The organism is Oscillospiraceae bacterium MB08-C2-2 (genome assembly GCA_035621215.1).
GTDB lineage: Bacteria > Bacillota > Clostridia > Oscillospirales > Ruminococcaceae > WRAV01.
In genome coordinates, this window is record CP141729.1 from 1170055 (window position 1) to 1188072 (window position 18018).

The following is an 18018-nucleotide window of genomic DNA, read 5'->3' on the forward strand; positions in this document are numbered from 1 at the left end:
TTGAAAATCTCCTTATTTTGAATTCTTTCCATTACCAACGGTTAAAGCCACGCATGGTCAGCACCTGGCTGCTCATACCGGCAGAAAGATCGCTTGCCAAGAACAGAATGCCGTTTGCAATGGTTTCAGGCTCAAAAAGGTCGCCCCCCGCCTGCAAGATAAACTCCCGGCGTTCGGATTTCTGGAACAGTTCGGTATCAATAGGGCCGGGGCAGATTGCGTTAACCCGCACGCCCTGACTGCGCATCTCGTCACCTAGTGACATGCTCAGAGCCAATAAGGCGGCCTTAGAAGCGGAATAAGCCGAGCTTCCGGGCAGGCCACGCAGGGCAGCCGCTGAGCACACATTGACAATATTACCCCCGCCTTGCTCCACCATAGCCGGTAAAACCGCCTTGGTTACCATAACGGCTGTGGTCAGATTGGTTGTCATGATACGGTTCCAAATATCCATAGGCATCTCAAGCAGAGGCATTTCCTTAGACATTCCGGCGTTGTTAACCAAAACATCAATGGCTCCATGCTGCTCCAGCACAAACGCTGTCATAGCGGCCACTTCATCCGGGTTTGTAAGGTCTGCAACAAAGCAGCTGGGTTTATGATCGGTGCCTGTGATAGAGGCAGTCGCTTCACGCAGCGGCTCCTCAATATTTCCTACTAAAACCACCTTGGCACCCTGCTGGGCAAACAATCTGGCAACCGCTTTGCCAAGACCGGTGCCTGCGCCGGTAACAACTGCAACCTTATCCTGCAAATTTTTCATACGTCTCTTCCTTTTCAGTTTATATTTTTGTTCAAGCGTTTTTCCTGCCGAATGTCCATATAATAGTTGAAGATCATGAACAAAATCATCAGCGCACCAATGACCAGCTTATTATAATAGGAGTTGATTTGGCGGTATTGTGCCAGCGTGGTGGTAATCAACTGAATCAGCATGGTGCCAAGCACAACACCTTCTACCCGGCCTTGCCCGCCGCTGGGGTTAATGCCGCCAATCATACAAATCAGCACGCCCAGCAATGCATAGCTGCTGCCGTTGACCATATTAACCGAGTTGAAACGGCCCACCATAATCATACCGCCCAACACACTCATACACCCGGCAATGATATAAGGCTTGAATATAATTTCACGGCTGTTGATACCCGCAAACTCGGAGGCTTTCATGCTGGTTCCCGATAAATAAAGCTGCAAACCAAAGCTGGTTTTGTAGAGCAGAAAGGCCATCACAGCCGCACTGATTACATAGACAATCATGGTCAGCGGAATCGGCCCAAAGGTTTTGGTAATCAGCTTTTGATAGGCCTCGGGCACACCGCTGACAGTGGTTCCCTTGGTAAGAATCATGCCGATACCGGTATAAAAGGAGCCTGTGCCAATGGTGGCAATAAATGCCGGCATCTCCAGCCTATAAATCAGAAATCCATTGAATGCACCGCACAGTGCACCAATGCACAGAGCAATAACAAAAGCAAGAAAAATGCCAAGAACTGTTCTGCCTGCTCCTGCGCCTTCCCCAATAAAGCTGCGCATAAAGAAAGTGGCCACTGCGGAGGACAAATTTGCTGTTCCCACCACAGAAAGATCAATGCGCCCTGAAATACGGGTGAGCATAATGCCAAGAGAAATAACACCGAACTCGGGCATTTGGCGAAGCATGTTGCTCACCACAGGCCCGCTGATAATCATCCAATTGTTGCTGACACCGGATAGGATCAACACCCCGAGAAACAAAATGATCAGGCGGGTTAAATGTGCATTGGAAAATCCCGGCTTTTTAATTGTGCTTTGCTTTTCCATTACAGCACCTCTCCCCTCGCTCGCATTTGCTCTTCTTCATTTCGTTTAATGCGTTTTTTGCGCTCCATCATCACCTGAAGGCCGGTTACACCAATGCCTAAGATGATAATGATGCCGGTTGCCGCATTGGCCCAATAGGGAGACAACCCCAGAAGCAGCAAGCTGTTTGTCAGGATAGTGAGAAATACCGTTCCCAGCAGCGCACCGCCGAGTGTTCCAACACCACCGGTAATCCGGACACCGCCCAGCACAACACCGGCAATAATGGTCATTTCGGTGCCATCGGTAAAGACTGTGTTTAAAATCCGGGCTGTAACAACACGGTTATAACCGGCAATACCTGCAAACCCACCAGCAAGTGCATAGACAAGCACCTGCAAAAGCAGTACGTTGAAGCCCACTCGGGAAGCCGCATCAATATTGCCGCCAATGGCATAGAGGCCACGCCCAACCATGGTCTTGTTCATCAGAAACCAAGCCAAAATAATAATGGCAATCGTGGTGATCGCCAAAGCCGGCAAGGTCGCCGAGATGCCTGTTTCGGCGTTGGTTGCTGTAAATAAATAGGTACGGGACCATTTGTTCAGGTTGGCAGGCAGATTGAAAGTCAGATTTTTGAGCGGCCCAAACAAAATGCCCCAATACAGATTGGAGGTACCCATTGTGACAATCATGGCTGGCAGCCGGTAATAGCTGATAAGAAAGCCATTCAGCGCACCGAACAGCCCACCGATAATCAGGCACATCACATAACCCAGCAGCACATTGCCATCACCGCCCGGATCAAGCTGAAGCTGACCAACTACAACAATGTAGGATGTAAGTGCTGAAATCGCCGGAAAGGAAAGATCGATTCCCCCGGAGGCGAGCACCATATATGTACCAACGGCGAAGGTGCAGGGTGTGATGCTGGCCCGAGCCATATCCACCAAATTGTTTGAATCGAAGAACTGGCCGCTTCGGGCCTGAATAATCATACCCAGAACAAAAATAGCCAGCACCATAAAAACCTCATGCCGGGTTAATTTTTCTTTTAGAAATGATTTTGATTTCATTTTCATATCCCCCATCATACGGTATAGAGAATTTTGTTGATCTCTTCTTCGTCGGTGTCACGGGTTACCAGCTCCGCAATAAACCGCCCGTCACGCATAACCATAATGCGGTCGCTGCAGGCCAGCACTTCGGGAATATCATCCGAAATCATAATAATGCTCATTCCCTGCTCAGAAAGTTCACGAAGAATTGCGTGCAGATCAAACTTGGCTCCAATATCAACACCCACCGTTGGGGAATTGAGAATAAAGATTTTCGGTTCCGTAGCCAGCCATCTGGCCAGTATGACCTTTTGCTGATTGCCTCCGCTGAGGGTCGAGACAGCCCGTTCATATTTATCGGTATTCAGGCGCATGGCCTTCATCCACGTGGTCCCTTCTTCTTCCGCCCTCTTCTGATTGATAACACCCAGCTTATTGGTGTGGCTGTCAATATTGGTTACAATGGCATTATCCATAATGGAGCGGCGCATAAACAGCCCTTCTGTTAAGCGATCCTCCGGAATATAACCGATCCCATGCTTTTCCGCATCTTCCACGCCTTTTATAACGGTTTCTTTTCCGTCGATGTAAACGCTCCCGCTATCAGCAGGTGTAATGCCGAAGATGGACTGAGCAAGCTCCGTGCGCCCGGAACCCAAAAAGCCGACGATCGCCAGCATTTCCCCCCGATTGAGAGTAAAGCTTATATTGGAAAAGGCTCCCTTGACCGAAAGGTTTTTAACCTCCATGATCGTATCCTGCTCAATGGTGCGTTCCATTTTAGTAAAACGAAGATCCCGGCCTGTCATATAGTATGTAAAAGAATCTCGTGTCAGCTCGGCCACATTTCCGCTTGTAATATGCTGCCCATTGCGCAAAATGGTGTATTTTTCAGAAATATGGAAGACCTCATCAATCTTATGGCTGACTATAACAACCGCAATTCCCTCTTTTTTCAGCCCGTCGATGACATCATACAGGCGCAGAACCTCTTTATAGGTCAGTGCGGAGGTTGGCTCATCCATCACAATTAGTTTGGCGTTGTGGTGAATGGCTCTGGTGAGTGCCACCAACTGTTTATCCGCAACCGAGAGCTGTTCCACCCGGACATCGGGATCCAAATTCAGGTTCATTTTTTCCAGTGCCGAAGTGGCAATGTGGTTGATGCGCTTTTTATTGACCAGCTTGCGGTTTGTCATAATTTCTGCACTGAGTGCAATATTCTCCCGAACCGTTAAGTTAGGGAAAATAGAAAAATCCTGATAAATAATCTGAATGCCCAGCCGTACTGACTCCAACGGTGTCATTTTTTTGAATTCCTGGCCGTTTATCTCAATGGTACCCGAATCCGCCTCATAAACACCGGATAATATCTTAATGAGGGTCGATTTTCCACATCCATTTTCGCCCGCTAACGCATGTACCTCTCCAGGGTATAGATCTAAATCTACATTCTTTAGCGCCTGAACACCGCCAAAGGCTTTTGAGATTCCCCTCATACGAATAAAAGGTGTAGCCTGCGCTTGTTCCATATCCTTGCCCCACTTCCTCTCACGCATCTTTTCAGGCCTGTATTTCCAACCGATTCTATCGTTGTAAAGGCACTTCACCAACAAAGGCCTGCTGCCATCTCAACAATCCCATTGTCTATAGAATGGCAGCAAGCATTATAGTTGTATAGGTTTAAAACCACAACGTGATTTTAAACAGCGGCAATCTGCCGCTAACCGCCATAGGCGGTCTATACCGACTTCATACTCATCTACACGCAATGCGTATTTACGTGCGAAGCACGCAGCTTCAAAACTGCTATGCAATTTTGAAGCTGTATGAGTATGTCAAAGTTCTTATGCCCTATGTCCGCATCAGTTAGAAGCCGAAGCTTGCCCAGTTTTCGGCGGTAATCAGGTTAATATCGCTGCCGATTACCACGTTGCCGTCCACCTTAACAGCGTCATAGCCTTGGCCAAGGTTAGTGCCTTCGCTAATGGTTTCACCCTGCAAAGTCAGCTTGGCCGCCATGCAGGCAGCATAGGCCGCATTTTTGGGGTCCCATGTGATGCACGATTTAACCGATTCATTTGCGAAATATTGCTCCATATAAGAGGGAATGCCCAAACCGCCTACGGCAACCTTACCAATCAGGTTGGCTTCCTCCAAAGCATTGCAAATGCCGGGCAGATCGCCGGAAGAGGAGGCTTGAATGGCCACAAGATCCGGGTAAGCCTTGATCAGCTCCATGGTTTTTGCCTGTGCACCCTCGAAGCTTTCGGTGGATTCTACCCGCTCAGCTACAGTCAGGTTTGGGAATTTGGCTGCTCTGGCTTCGGCCGCATCTCCCCATGCATTGTGAGAGCCATTGGTGAAGTAACCGACCATATAAACATAAGTACCCGCTTTGTCACCCACCTGCTCTGCGATGGTTTCCATACCAAAGGTGCCAAAATCCTCGCTGGTTACAGCCTCGATGTCATAGTCGGTTTCTTTGCTGGCAGATGCCTCGTGGGTGATAACTTTGATGCCCTGCTCCCGTGCACGTTTCAACGTGGGCTCCATGGCCTCAACATCAAAGGGAACAACAATAATGGCATTAACTCCCTGCGCCATATAGGTTTCAACCAACGCAATCTGCTGGGCCGAATCCTTGGAATCAGGTGCATCGTAAATAACTTCATAGCCAAATTCATCGTTGAACTTGGTTACACCCTCACCCTGACGCATGCCCCAGTTGCTGGTGGCAGATTTTGCGATAAAGGCAATGGTATATACTTCGTCTGCTGTGGAGGTCTTCTCTGCTTCGCTGCCCGCAGGGGCAGAAGCTGCTCCACTGGCAGATGGGGTGTTATTGGCTTGTGCTGCCGAGCCTCCGCCACACGCAACAAGGGTAAACAGCATAACAAGAGTGAGCAGTGATGCAATAAGCTTTTTCATTTTAGGTTCCCCTTCCAATTCTCATAACACGTTTTATTTATACTAGAGTCTTATTTCCCCTGGGCCTATATACCTTTTCCCTCCTTTTATTACAGCAGATACTTTTTTGTGGCACATCGGCCTGTATCAAAGTTGAGCCTAACAGTTTTCGGTGTACCCCATATATCGTACTGCGCGGCACTGAACACCGCTGTTTTTGGTTAGTTGTTCATTATTTATGAACAGTGTTCTTTATATTTTAATATTACCATGACTAAATAGCAATTTCAATTAGCTTTTTTATTAAAGATTCGATTAAAGAATCATATACAATGACAAATTTTTTCAATCAGCGTTCTTTTTTGTTCATATATAACTGTAAAATTTGGCGGAGCCACCCCACTCATACAAGGTCATATTAGCCGCTCGGAACATACAATTGCTTATAGCCCCTAGCCCAGCTTCACCTATGCACTGGATACTTTCCTTTACACCTTGGGGGAAGAGGGGTCTATCCGGTTTCATGCCTCTACATGCGGCCTGTTTGTGGCTTTTGTCGGAGAAGGCACAGAGGCATAGTAGAATCTCATAATAGAGAAAAGGACAGCCTCTGCATAACAGAGACTGTCCTTTTGTGTAAAAATTTATTCAGTTATATGTCGGTCGCGGTACAGTGTTTCAGGCCTAAAAAGCTGCAAGCAGACTTTTCCCTTGCAACACCGGCAGTCCGAAATTCTCGCAGATGGTGGCGCTTATATCATAGAAATTACCATCCGGCAAATGTCCGCCTCCCTGCATGGAGGGGGAATAGGCCAGCAGCGGCACATATTCCCGGGTGTGATCGGTGCCGGGCTGGGTGGGGTCGTTGCCATGATCCGCTGTGATCAAAAGCAGATCATCCTGCCGCAGGCCCTTGATAATCTCAGGGATGCGCCGGTCAAATTCCAGCAGACACTGCCCGTAGCCGGGGGTATCCCGCCTGTGGCCGAATTTGGCATCAAAATCCACCAGATTCAAAAAGCTCATGCCGTTAAAATCCTCGGCCAGCACCGAAATCAGCTGGTTTACACCATCCATATTATCGGAGGTGGGAATGCTCTTGGTAACACCCTGTCCGCTGAAAATGTCGTTGATTTTGCCAATGGCAATCACATCATGGCCACTTCCCTTCATATGATCCATCGTTGTTGCGCCATGGGGCAAAACAGCATAATCGTGCCGGTGGGAGGTGCGAGCAAAATGGCCCGGGGTGCCGATATAAGGCCGTGCAATGATACGGCCAATCAGGTGCGGCGGCTCCAGTGTGATGGAACGCACATATTTGCAGATATCATAGAGCTCTTCCAAGGGGATAATTTCCTCATGGGCGGCGATCTGGAGCACCGGGTCAGCGGAGGTATACACAATCAGGGTTCCCTTTTCCAGCTGCTCCGGGCCGTAATCATCGATAACCTTGGTGCCGCTGTAGGGCAGGTTGCACACAACCTTGCGGCCGCTGTAGGCTTCAATTTTATCCAGCAGCTCCTTATCAAAGCCGTTTGGATAGGTGGGGAAAGGGTTCTTTGTAAGCAGCCCCATCAGCTCCCAATGGCCAGTCATGGTATCCTTGCCGCAAGATTTTTCGGCCAATCTGCCCGCATACCCCTTTTCCGGCAATTTCGGGCCTTTGGCCGCCGCCACAATGCTGGAAAGGCCCATTTTCTCCATATTTTCCAGCAAGACACCGGTCTCTTCTAAAATATGCCCCAAGGTGTTGGCATCGGCATCGCCATACTCACGAGCATCGGGCAGGGCACCCACGCCTACAGAGTCCATTACAACCACATGAATTCGTTTATACATAAAGCACCTCCTGAAAAATGCGCTTTGATTTGGCAGAGAATACAATCATAGTATACTACTTATCTGCGATTAAACAATCGACAAAAATATCCTATTGTTTAATCCGGTAAGCAAAGCTTGCCGCTGCACTGAAAGCGCAGGCAGAACGCATTGAACAACATCTCCACGGGCTGTACCCGCTGCCGCATTTCATGCGGTCTATGGAAAAGTCTTATCAACTTTTCCATAGAAGATTAGTATAAGCCTTTTTTCAGCTTTATTATTAGTATACAAGAATAACCAAGATTTTTACAGGACATATGTCCTCTTACTGCCGTGTTTCCTATAAAAAGGTGAAGATTTTGTCTGTTTTTATCCCCATCCATTACGGGGCACAAACCACCACTTTTGTTCTTTTTGAAAATAGGTTATACTTAAGTGGTCATATGTCCTTTTAAAATAGCAATATGTTTCATAAAATAGAATCAAGGAGACCGAGAAGTATGAATATTTTAGAGAATTTCACCGCTTTGCTGGAAGCCTCTGCACAAGATCAGGTAAACAAGCTGTTTGCGCATTTTCCTGAAGCATTCATGCCTTATCTATCCTTCAAAGAATATGCGGCAGAGCACGTTCTGCTGCGAGCCTATGATAAAGCCGAAAGCATCTGCTTTTTGCTGGCCGGGCAGGTTCGGGCAATCAAGGAGCACGAAAACGGCAGTGTATATTCCTTTGCAAGATTTGAGCCGCTTTATCTTTTTGGGGAATTCGAAGCCTTTGCGGGCACCGCGGTTTTCAAAAGCACCCTCATATGTGAGACAGACTGCTCCATTATGAAAATGCCTGCGGAAATTTTTTTGCAGTGGATGGGGGGCGATGCAAAGGCACTGTTTCTGCGCACCCAAAGCATCACCCAGCAGTTGTTGGAGCAAACCCGCAACGAACGCAGCTATCTGTTTTTTTCGGGGAAAGAAAGGCTGCTCAGCTATCTGGCCGCTGAATATCGCAAAAATCACAAAAATAAGTCTTGTATCATAGAAGCAAGCAGGCAGCAAATAGCCGATGAAATTGGCTTCAGCCTCAAAACAGTTCAGAGAAACCTCAAGGGTTTAAAGGAAAGCGGCCTGATTCAAACCCAAGGCAGGGCAATCAGCTTGGATGAATCCCAGTATGACAAAATTGTTGCTCTTTGCGATGCCAATGCCATGCAAACCATGGAGGAACTATAAAAGAAGTCCTTGTAACAACCAAACCAAAGGGGAGAATTGCAGTGGAAAACCAAGTCTATGACATTATAAGTTCCACACACCTGAATTACCGGCAAAAGCTGAATGCTCTTTGCCTCCAGGCTGAAAACAGCATCGATGTTTTGAGCATATCGCCAAAATTCCAATATTACTACGAGCATGGCGCTCTTTGCGATATGAACGAGGGGCATGCCCCTTACCGCCCCCGCTATGTCATGCCGGATTACCAGAAGTTTGTTCGGCAGGGCAGCGAGTTTTTGAAGCTGGCTCCACCCAAAACATTGGATGAGCTTCTTTCAGCCTTGCAGATTCTTTATCATTATGTTCCTTCCATCACCACCAAGCCGGTTTATCTGGGCAATCTGGATGAGCTGATTGATCCCTTTTTGGAGGGGGTTGACGACAAGGATGCCAAAGAAAAGCTCACCCGGTTTTTGATCTACTGCGACAGAACCATCGCCAATGCCTATAGCCACGCCAATCTTGGCCCCAAGGCTACCCGTGCAGGCAGGCTTCTGCTGGAGCTTGAGCAGGAGCTGCTGCTGGAGGTTCCCAACTTTTCTCTGAAATATGACCCTGACATCACCCCGGATGATTTTGCAGAACAGGCCATACTCTGCTCTCTCAAATGCGGCAACCCCGCCATTGCAAATCACAAAGCCCATAAGGATACCTATAGCTTTGACTACGGCATTTCCTCCTGCTACAACGTGCTGCCTCAAAGGGGCGGCGCCTATACCCTTTCCCGTGTGGTTCTCCCCCGGCTTGCTAAGCTTGCTACAAGCGCCGAGGATTTTGTGGAAAACCTCCTGCCCGATGCCTTGCAGGAGCTGGGCACCTATATGAACGAGCGCATTCGCTTTTTGGTGGAGGATTCCGGCTATTTTAAATCCGACTTTCTGGTCAAGGAAGGTCTGGTGGACAGAGACCGCTTTGTGGGCATGTTTGGCGTTGCCGGATTGTGCGACTGCGTGAACAATTTGCTGAAAGATCAGGATAAGCGCTATGGCCGGGATAAAGAAGCGGATGATCTTGCCGAGCGGATTCTCCAGACCATTGCAAAGTTCACCTCGGAATTTGAAGCCGTTTATTCAGAAGTAGCGGGAAACCGCCTGATGATGCACGCACAGGCAGGCCTTTCCACCGATGAGGGGGTCACCTCCGGTGTTCGCATTTCGGTTGGAGGCGAGCCGGAAAATCTATTGGATCATTTCCGCCACTCGGCCCGATTCCATCAATACTTCCCCACCGGATGCAGTGATATCTTCCCCTTTGATTACACAGCCAACCGCAACCCGGCTGCCCTGCTTGATATTGTGAAGGGTGCCTTCTCCATTGGGGATAAATACTGCGCTTTTTATGGGGCGGATGGCGACCTGGTGCGCATCACCGGCTATCTGGTGAAGAAAAGCGAAATGGAAAAATACAACAGCGGTGAAGTGGTGCTGCAGGATAACATCATCAACGGCAGCAGCAACTATAAGCTGAACCGACTCAAAGACAGGAAGGTACGTGTAGTTTAAAATGGCCAATGCCCCTGTAAATAAAATCCTGCCTTATAGTGTGGTGGATGGAAAAGGCAGCCGGGTGGCTGTGTTTTTGCAGAAATGCAACATCAAGTGCGCCTATTGCCACAATCCCGAAACCCAGAATATGTGCATTCATTGCGGGATTTGTGTCCCTGCCTGCCAGTATGGTGCGCTGCAAACCGTTGACAAGAAAGTGGTCTGGAATCCCCAAAAGTGCGTGAATTGTGATGCCTGTATCGCCGCCTGCCCCCACTATGCCTCACCTAAAATCAAGGATATGTCGGCGGCAGCGGTTTTTGAAAAGGTAAAGGAGAGTATGCCTTTTATCAGGGGAATCACGGTTTCCGGGGGTGAATGCGGGCTTTACCCGGCGTTTTTGACCGAGCTTTTTACACTAGCCCAAGAGCAGGGGCTATCCTGCTTTATGGATACCAACGGCACCATCGATTTATCCCTGTATCCCTCCTTAATGGAGGTTTGCAGCGGCGTGATGCTGGATGTGAAGGCATGGGACCCAGATGTATTTTTCAGTCTGACACAGGGAGATAATTTTGCTGTGAAGCAGAATCTCTCCTTTCTGTTTGCTCTTAATAAACTGGAGGAGCTGCGGATTGTGGTGGTTCCGGGGAAGATGGATGCCAAGGCTGCTATTCTTGGCATTCAGCGGCAGCTTGGCAGAAAAAACGTCAGGGGTATTCCATTGAAGCTGATCTCCTTCCGGCCCTATGGTGTGAAAGGTGATTTTGCCCAACTGGCTCCCCCCTCAAAATCGGAGATGGATGTTCTCTATCGGCTCGCCGCGGATGTGGGTTTTGAAGATATCACGGTGATTTAATAGTATAAAAAGCCTTTCATTTTTATAATGGGAGGCTTTTTTGCTGCTATACCCTTGGAGAAAGGTAAAGCCTGTGTGCTGAAACCAGAAGTTCAGCATACAGGCTTTGACCATGTTGATGCACATTACAGTTAGTATTTATCCGATCCGGCTGACATGGCAAACCCAGTGAAAATATTGGGTATTTCAGACTCAGAAGAGGTGTAAAGAACAGAATCTTGCCTCAAACGGAACCTTTCTACAACGCCATTGAGCACACCAGCCTGTGCGGACATCTCCTCGGATGCGGCGGCCGATTGCTCGGATGCGGCCGAGTTGGCCTGAACCACCTGTGCTATTTGATCAATCCCCGAATTCAGCTCAACGATGGCCTGATTCTGGCTTTCTGAAGCGGCGGCAATCTGCCGAATCCAGTTTTGGTTTTCTGCGGAGGTTTTGGTAACAGCGGCCAGATCGGAATTGGCCCGCTCAACAATTCGGTTGCCCTCCTGAACATTTTGAGAGCTTCCTTCTATAAGGAGCGCGGTTTCTTTTGCAGCAGCTGCTGATTTAGCCGCCAGATTGCGAACCTCGTCGGCTACCACGGCAAAGCCCTTGCCGTGCTGGCCAGCCCTGGCCGCTTCTACAGCCGCATTGAGAGCAAGAATATTGGTCTGGAAGGCAATGTCATCGATTACCTTGATAATCCTTGTAATGTTCTTGGAGCTTTCATCAATGCTCTGCATGGATTCCAAGACACGGTTCATGGAGCCAATGGTGTTGGACATTAAAGCCTCGGATTCACGGGTCAACTCCAATGCCTTTTGAGCAGCGGAGGCATTATCGGCAGTCTGGATACGAACACTATCCAAAGTGGCAGAAAACTCCTCCACACTGGCGGCCTGCTGGCTGGCTCCGGAGGCAAGCTCCTGAGCTCCCTGCGCCACCTGCTGTGCACCTGCGGAAACCTGCCCCGCCGCACCTCTGATCTCGGAAATCAGCTTGTTGTTGCTATCCAGCATTTGAGAAATGGCACGGTTCACTACATCCTTTTCAGAGCGAACCTGAATGCTGCTGGTGTAATCCCCAGTAGCAATAACCGAAAGAACCCCGGCCTGCTCCTGAATGGCACCCGCCATTTCATTAAAGGCTTCTGCCAAAACACCAAGCTCGTCCTTAGAACGTACCTCCAACTGGACATCCACATCACCGAGGGCAATACGCCGGGCCGCCTCTGCCAATTCTTGGGTGGGAGCTGCAACGATATTGGCTATGTAAAGCCCAGCCACAATCGCATATGCTATCGCCACAAGCACCAGCGCTATTGTGACCACAGTTGCAAAAGTTGCAGTGCGGCTGCCCTCTTCAAAGGTTTCCTGGGCATAACGCAGATTATAAGCGCTCAGATCACTGGCACTGGAAAACAATTTTTCCGCTACAGGGAGCACCTCAGCCAGAGACTTATTGACCCCACTCACATCACCACGTTCCGCAGCAACAGCAATGGCCTCAAGAGCTGGCTGATAGCTTTGGCCAAACTGGGTAGAAATATCCTTCAGAAGCTGTTTCTCTTCTCCATGTTTGTCAACGGTAAGGTGGCTATATTGATTCAACAGATCAGAATATGCCGTATTACTTTGGCGGATAGTGTTGGTGTAACCCTTTATTTTTTCGGCATTATCAATATTGATGATAATCTCCCGAACCGCAACACGATTCTCGTAAAGAAGGGCTTCCATTTGTGAAGAATAAATAATCCCCTGTATAGGGCCGGTATACATATACTCCTGCTCATGGTTGAGAATATATAGGCTGATTCCCGCACTAATCCCAACAATTACTGTCAAAAGAGCCACTGTAGAAAATGACAGCAGTAATTTTGTCCGCATTTTTAGATCCTTAAACCTGTTCATTGATACCTCTCCTCAATTTTGGTGTTTTACATCCCTTTGCTTTAAAGCACCTTTTATGGTGGTTTCAAAGCTGCAGTCCCTGCAGAGCACAGGTTAGCCGCAAGTTGATAAGCGAACTGGCCGTACGGTTTGGAGCAATATGTATAAAGCAGGCAAAGCCGCTTCTAAAATGTGGATAAGATCATTACATTCTAATCTGTATATTCATAATTGTCAAGAATCAATCTATACTTTTTTGCTAGATATTGTAAATAAAAATTACCATAAAATCCCATTGTTGACTGGAATTAAGTCACCGACAGCAATTCAGTGACAGCATTATAGTAAAGTAGTATTTCACCAATATATATCTTTTGGCCGCATACCAAAAAGAAAAATTTAGCTAATTTTAATAAAACCCATTGAATTTTTGCCATCTAAGGGTATAATATAATGCTGTGTAGCTGTATCCAAGCCATCCGATTTAGGATAACACAAGCAGCTTACAGAGAGGTTTTTGAAATGCAACACAAACGAATACACCTTAAAGATATTTTCCTTGGGAAAGCTCTGAAAAATGCTGATTTAAGCCACGAAAAGCTTAATCTGGCGTGGGGGCTTCCCATCATGGCTTCAGACGCGGTTTCCTCAGTCGCCTATGCTATAGAGGAAATCCTGCTGGTTCTGGTTCCGGTTTTAGGCTTTGCAGCCGTAGGCTATGTGGATTATGTGGCGCTCCCTATCCTGCTTCTTTTGCTGATTCTGGCTTTTTCTTATTCCCAAATTATTGACAGCTACCCCAATGGCGGGGGCTCATACATTGTTTCTGCTGAAAACATAGGAAAAAAGGCCTCCCTCTTGGCGGCCTCCTCCCTGATTATTGACTATGTCATGACTGTGGCGGTGAGCCTTTCCTCGGCGACAGCTGCTTTTTTGGTGGCTTTCCCCCAATTTATGGAATACCGGGTTCTGGTGGCTCTGCTGTTCCTTTCAGTGATTACCTTGTTGAATCTCAGGGGCATCAGTGAATCTTCCAAGGTATTTGGGATTCCCACCTACTGCTTTATAATTGTAATGTTTCTGCTGATTGTAACAGGCCTGGTTCGTTTTTTCAGCGGAACTCTGGTTCCCATCTCCTACAGCCATACCCTGCCTCAGCAGCAGGCTCTAACCAGCGGTATGCTGCTGCTCCTGCTGCTCAAGGCCTTTTCCTCCGGCTGCTCGGCTCTGACTGGTATTGAGGCGGTCAGCAATGCGGTGCCTTCTTTTAAAGAGCCTTCCACCAAGGTGGCAAAGCATGTGCTGTATGTTCTTGTGGGCATCATTCTATTTATTTTTGGCGGCTCTATTTTGCTGGCTACCCGGCTTGAAGTGGTTCCGGCGCAAGGCCAGACTGTTATTTCCCAGATGGGTGAAGCGATCTTCGGCAAGGGCTTCCTCTTTTATATTCTACAGTTTGCAACCTCTTTGATTCTGCTTCTTGCCGCCAATACAGCCTATAACGGCCTGCCCACTCTGCTGGCTCTTTTGGCTCACGATGACTATATGCCCCATCAGTTTGCCCAACGTGGAAGCAAGCTGAGTTTTTCCAACGGCATTATGTTCATCTTTGTGGTAGGCGGCATTTTGCTGATTGTTTTCAAAGCGGATACTCACCATTTGATCCCCCTGTATTCGGTTGGCGTGTTTCTTTCCTTTACACTGGCACAGCTGGGAATGGTTTTTAGATGGATTAAAACCAAGCAGCCCGGTTGGAGGCATAAGTTCATCATCAACGCTATTGGCACCTTTATGAGCCTTGTGGGTATGGCAATCGTGTTCCTGACCAAATTTGCAGATGGAGCGTGGATGCTGGCCATCGCGATTCCTCTGCTCTCCCTGATCATGCTGTATATTCAAAGGCACTATTCTTTTGTAAAGCAAGATGTCATTATCGATGCCGAGACTGCTAAAAAGCTGTACAAGCCCTGTACAAGTGCCGACCACCTCCCTTGTATTGTGCTGGCCTCCTCCTTCTCCAAGCCTGTTATCAAGGCTCTCAACTATGCCAATACTATGAGCGCCAATGTAACAGCGCTCCACATCTCGGTGGACAGTGAATCCACCGAGCGCTTCAAGCAGCTTTGGGAACAGACCGGGATTGAGGTTCCTTTGGAAATTGTGGAAGCACCCTATCGGGATATTATTCCACCGCTGGAGGAATACATTTCACAGGCGGAAGAAAAACTGGCCAACGGGCCGATTCTTTCGGTGGTGTTTATCAAGTTTGTGGAAAACCGCTTTATGGATAAGATTCTGCACAACCAAACCACCTATTTTATTGAGCGCAAGCTTCGCTCCTATCGGCGGGTTGCTTCGGTAATCATCCCTTATCACTATAAAAAGCCGGAAAAATCCGTTCAGCAATAAAAACAACAAGGCCCGGAAATCAGCGCAGCCCCTCTGCTGATTTCCGGGCCTTTCAGTAAATGTTAGGAGTGATAATATGGCTATTAAAAGTCTTTCCATCCGCATTGAAGAAGAAATGCTCAACAAGCTTCATGTTGTGGCGGATTATGAGGGTTGCTCGGCCAACAGCCAAATTCTGATCCTGATTCGGGATTGCCTTGAAGCATACGAGCAGAAGCATGGAAAAATCGAGCTGTCAGGCGGCTCCAAGCAATAGAGAACCGGTAAGACAGATCTGGGCGAAAAAAATATATTCTGCGCAAAAAATGCGGATACAACTGCCTAAACAATGTCTTTGGCCATATTATTGGGCCAAAGCGGCTGACCATTTTACCCCAACATCGCATATACTGTTTCAGGGTGATTACTGTGACTCCTTGTGAGCTGAACGTATTGATTACGGCACTGACCAACTATTTCTTTACCCATCTTACAACAGATGAATTCTATTGCCTGAGCGTTTTTTTCAATGAGCTGAGCAAATCTATGTTTGCCACCTCCTTGTTTCAAAAACTATGCCCCGGGGATGATTGCAACCGCCCGAAATGACCTCTTCACTTGTATGAAGCCATATGATTTGGGAAAGCTAACGTTAAAATATCCTCAGGAGGTCTTATCATGGCCAAGGCAGGTATGCGCCGCCCTGATCCTAGGGAGCCCCACGGTACTGAAAGCAATCACAAACCTCATTACCCCAAAAACGATGTTCAGCCCGTTCCCGAGCTTCAGGGAAAGGCCAAACACACAAAAGAAAAGGCTGGCCCCATTCAGTAAATTGGGACAAGCTATCCCCCAGAAATATCAAAAGCGCAGAAACGAGGATTCATCCCTCCATTTCTGCGCTTTTTCTCTTTTATATGCCCGTGGGTTTTCTGCTTTGCGGCTCACCGGGTTCAGTTCACCCCAAGTTTTCCTCCGCTCTGCATGCAAAGCCCGTTTTTGCTTTTTTGAAAGTTTTTCCAAAGGAACAAACTTTTCCATACTCTTTCTCCTGTTACTATATATTTGGTTGGTGGCGCAGCATCCAGTTGCGCCATTATCCATTTCATTGCCTAAGCTGATAGAATGAGAGGACAATAGGCCTGGCGGTTATCTCCAAGGACTTCGCGTCCGTTGAAAAGTCAGTCAGTCATCCTCTCGCTCGCAGCGTTCGATTTGTGCAGGTAGAGCCGCCATCCGGCGCGTTCGTGTCATCAAACAGATAGAATCGGCAGTGAGAAAAGGATGGTACGCCAATTGTAAATCTGTGATGGGAGCGTGGGGTTATGAACGCAGTCGGGATAGATATTTCCAAAGGGAAAAGCATGGTGTCGGTTCTTCGTCCCTTTGGGGAGCTGGTGGCAAAGCCCTATGAGGTACGCCACACCTCCAGTGAACTCAGCGAGCTGACAAAGCGGCTGAAAAGTCTGGAGGGCGAGACGCGGGTGGTTCTGGAACACACGGGGCGGTACTATGAACCGGTGGCCCAGATGCTGCATGACGCCGGAGTTTTTGTCAGTGCGGTCAATCCGCTGCTCATCAAGGAATACGGGAATAACTCGCTCCGTAAGGTCAAGACGGACAAAGCGGATGCGCTCAAGATTGCCCGGTATGGCCTTGACAACTGGGCCGAATTGCGCCAACATACTCCTATGGATACGATTCGCTACCAACTGAAAAGCATGAACCGGCAATATGGTCTGTACACCAAGAACAAGACGGCGCTGAAGAACAATCTCATTGCCCTGCTTGACCAGACCTACCCCGGAGTCAACGCCCTCTTTGAAAGCCCCGTTCGTGCGGATGGCAGCCAGAAGTGGGTGGATTTCGCCGCGTCCTTCTGGCACGTGGACTGCGTAAGGGGTATAGGACAGATCTCCTTCGTGGAGCGTTACCGCAAGTGGTGCAAGCGGCACGGATACAATTTCAGTACCGCCAAAGCTGCCCAGATTCACGCGGAAGCGAAAGAACTGATTGCCATGCTGCCGAAAAATCCGCTGTCCAAAGTGATGGTGCAGGAAGCAATTACACAACTGGGTACCGTTTCCAAAACCGTGGAGGTGTTCCGCGCGGAGATGAACCGGCTCGCACAGGAGCTTCCTGAATACGAAGTGGTTATGGGGTTGTATGGTGCCGGAAAATCTCTCGGGCCGCAGCTTATGGCGGAGATTGGCGATGTTCGCCGCTTTGCACACAAGGGCTCCTTGACGGCCTTTGCAGGGGTTGACCCGGGCGCAAACCAGTCCGGAAGCTACGAGGCGAAAAGCACGCGTTCGTCAAAGCGGGGCTCTCCGGAACTGCGAAAGACGCTCTTTATCCTCATGACAATCCTGCTGCAAAAAGCGCCCCCAGACGACCCTGTGTTTCAGTTTTTGAACAAAAAACGAGCCGAGGGTAAGCCCTATCATGTCTACATGACCGCTGGCTGTAACAAATTCCTGCGTATTTACTACGGCAGGGTAAAGGAATACATGAATACTCTGGACAAGCCTGTGGATATGGATTCCACTGGGCTATCTCGCTAAACTCGTTCCGCATAGC

The 18018-nt window shown here is 48.4% G+C and carries 15 protein-coding genes; 7 read left to right on the top strand and 8 right to left on the bottom strand.

Going from position 1 to position 18018, the window contains the following annotated elements; all coding sequences use genetic code 11:
* Positions 1–31: 31 nt before the first annotated feature.
* The 6 genes from U6B65_05240 to U6B65_05265 all read right to left on the bottom strand — a co-directional run bounded on the left by U6B65_05240 (position 32) and on the right by U6B65_05265 (position 7589).
* Positions 32–763, bottom strand: coding sequence for an SDR family oxidoreductase (locus tag U6B65_05240; GenBank protein ID WRS28538.1), 732 nt, complete (start codon positions 761–763; stop codon positions 32–34).
* A 14-nt stretch (positions 764–777) separates the two neighbouring features.
* Positions 778–1800: an ABC transporter permease gene (locus U6B65_05245; protein WRS28539.1), complete on the bottom strand. Its 1023-nt coding sequence runs from the start codon at positions 1798–1800 to the stop codon at positions 778–780.
* Positions 1800–2855 (bottom strand): ABC transporter permease, encoded by a 1056-nt coding sequence (locus tag U6B65_05250; protein WRS28540.1) that lies wholly within the window; start codon positions 2853–2855, stop codon positions 1800–1802. Before U6B65_05250 ends, U6B65_05245 begins: the two co-directional genes overlap by 1 nt.
* A 14-nt stretch (positions 2856–2869) precedes the next feature.
* Positions 2870–4369, bottom strand: a complete 1500-nt coding sequence (locus tag U6B65_05255) for a sugar ABC transporter ATP-binding protein (GenBank protein WRS28541.1) — start codon at positions 4367–4369, stop codon at positions 2870–2872.
* Between the two features lie 337 nt (positions 4370–4706).
* On the bottom strand, positions 4707–5768 hold the full coding sequence (locus tag U6B65_05260) for a substrate-binding domain-containing protein (GenBank protein WRS28542.1): 1062 nt from the start codon (positions 5766–5768) through the stop codon (positions 4707–4709).
* Positions 5769–6431: 663 nt separating this feature from the next.
* Complete coding sequence (locus U6B65_05265; GenBank protein WRS28543.1) at positions 6432–7589, bottom strand: phosphopentomutase; 1158 nt, start codon at positions 7587–7589, stop codon at positions 6432–6434.
* A gap of 482 nt (positions 7590–8071) precedes the next feature.
* Between U6B65_05265 and U6B65_05270 the strand changes: the two genes are divergently transcribed.
* Genes U6B65_05270 through U6B65_05280 form a run of 3 tightly spaced genes read left to right on the top strand, consistent with a single transcriptional unit; the run spans position 8072 to position 11179 of the window.
* Positions 8072–8797 (top strand): Crp/Fnr family transcriptional regulator, encoded by a 726-nt coding sequence (locus U6B65_05270; GenBank protein ID WRS28544.1) that lies wholly within the window; start codon positions 8072–8074, stop codon positions 8795–8797.
* 41 nt (positions 8798–8838) lie between these two features.
* Positions 8839–10338 (top strand): YjjI family glycine radical enzyme, encoded by a 1500-nt coding sequence (locus U6B65_05275; protein WRS28545.1) that lies wholly within the window; start codon positions 8839–8841, stop codon positions 10336–10338.
* A 1-nt stretch (position 10339) separates the two neighbouring features.
* Complete coding sequence (locus tag U6B65_05280) at positions 10340–11179, top strand: YjjW family glycine radical enzyme activase (protein ID WRS28546.1); 840 nt, start codon at positions 10340–10342, stop codon at positions 11177–11179.
* 131 nt (positions 11180–11310) lie between these two features.
* On the opposite strand, the gene U6B65_05285 is transcribed toward U6B65_05280, so the two are convergent.
* Positions 11311–13071, bottom strand: coding sequence for a methyl-accepting chemotaxis protein (locus U6B65_05285; protein WRS28547.1), 1761 nt, complete (start codon positions 13069–13071; stop codon positions 11311–11313).
* A 501-nt stretch (positions 13072–13572) separates the two neighbouring features.
* Here U6B65_05285 and U6B65_05290 point away from each other — a divergent pair.
* The 3 genes from U6B65_05290 to U6B65_05300 all read left to right on the top strand — a co-directional run bounded on the left by U6B65_05290 (position 13573) and on the right by U6B65_05300 (position 16272).
* On the top strand, positions 13573–15459 hold the full coding sequence (locus U6B65_05290) for an APC family permease (protein WRS28548.1): 1887 nt from the start codon (positions 13573–13575) through the stop codon (positions 15457–15459).
* A gap of 76 nt (positions 15460–15535) precedes the next feature.
* Positions 15536–15715 (top strand): hypothetical protein, encoded by a 180-nt coding sequence (locus tag U6B65_05295; GenBank protein WRS28549.1) that lies wholly within the window; start codon positions 15536–15538, stop codon positions 15713–15715.
* Positions 15716–16116: 401 nt separating this feature from the next.
* On the top strand, positions 16117–16272 hold the full coding sequence (locus tag U6B65_05300) for a hypothetical protein (GenBank protein ID WRS28550.1): 156 nt from the start codon (positions 16117–16119) through the stop codon (positions 16270–16272).
* Positions 16273–16299: 27 nt separating this feature from the next.
* Here U6B65_05300 and U6B65_05305 read toward each other — a convergent pair whose 3' ends face one another.
* Positions 16300–16479, bottom strand: coding sequence for a hypothetical protein (locus tag U6B65_05305; protein ID WRS28551.1), 180 nt, complete (start codon positions 16477–16479; stop codon positions 16300–16302).
* A gap of 284 nt (positions 16480–16763) precedes the next feature.
* Between U6B65_05305 and U6B65_05310 the strand changes: the two genes are divergently transcribed.
* Positions 16764–18002 (top strand): IS110 family transposase, encoded by a 1239-nt coding sequence (locus U6B65_05310; protein WRS28552.1) that lies wholly within the window; start codon positions 16764–16766, stop codon positions 18000–18002.
* Positions 18003–18018 lie beyond the last annotated feature (16 nt).

Bases quoted from the DNA above. Each gene is read 5' to 3' on its own strand.
- U6B65_05280 (WRS28546.1), top strand. From the start codon at position 10,340: ATGGCCAATGCCCCTGTAAATAAAATCCTGCCTTATAGTGTGGTGGAT.
- U6B65_05300 (WRS28550.1), top strand. From the start codon at position 16,117: ATGGCCAAGGCAGGTATGCGCCGCCCTGATCCTAGGGAGCCCCACGGT.
- U6B65_05270 (WRS28544.1), top strand. From the start codon at position 8,072: ATGAATATTTTAGAGAATTTCACCGCTTTGCTGGAAGCCTCTGCACAA.
- U6B65_05295 (WRS28549.1), top strand. From the start codon at position 15,536: ATGGCTATTAAAAGTCTTTCCATCCGCATTGAAGAAGAAATGCTCAAC.
- U6B65_05250 (WRS28540.1), bottom strand. From the start codon at position 2,855: ATGAAATCAAAATCATTTCTAAAAGAAAAATTAACCCGGCATGAGGTT.
- U6B65_05310 (WRS28552.1), top strand. From the start codon at position 16,764: ATGAACGCAGTCGGGATAGATATTTCCAAAGGGAAAAGCATGGTGTCG.
- U6B65_05265 (WRS28543.1), bottom strand. From the start codon at position 7,589: ATGTATAAACGAATTCATGTGGTTGTAATGGACTCTGTAGGCGTGGGT.
- U6B65_05240 (WRS28538.1), bottom strand. From the start codon at position 763: ATGAAAAATTTGCAGGATAAGGTTGCAGTTGTTACCGGCGCAGGCACC.
- U6B65_05305 (WRS28551.1), bottom strand. From the start codon at position 16,479: ATGGAAAAGTTTGTTCCTTTGGAAAAACTTTCAAAAAAGCAAAAACGG.
- U6B65_05290 (WRS28548.1), top strand. From the start codon at position 13,573: ATGCAACACAAACGAATACACCTTAAAGATATTTTCCTTGGGAAAGCT.
- U6B65_05255 (WRS28541.1), bottom strand. From the start codon at position 4,369: ATGGAACAAGCGCAGGCTACACCTTTTATTCGTATGAGGGGAATCTCA.
- U6B65_05245 (WRS28539.1), bottom strand. From the start codon at position 1,800: ATGGAAAAGCAAAGCACAATTAAAAAGCCGGGATTTTCCAATGCACAT.
- U6B65_05260 (WRS28542.1), bottom strand. From the start codon at position 5,768: ATGAAAAAGCTTATTGCATCACTGCTCACTCTTGTTATGCTGTTTACC.
- U6B65_05285 (WRS28547.1), bottom strand. From the start codon at position 13,071: ATGAACAGGTTTAAGGATCTAAAAATGCGGACAAAATTACTGCTGTCA.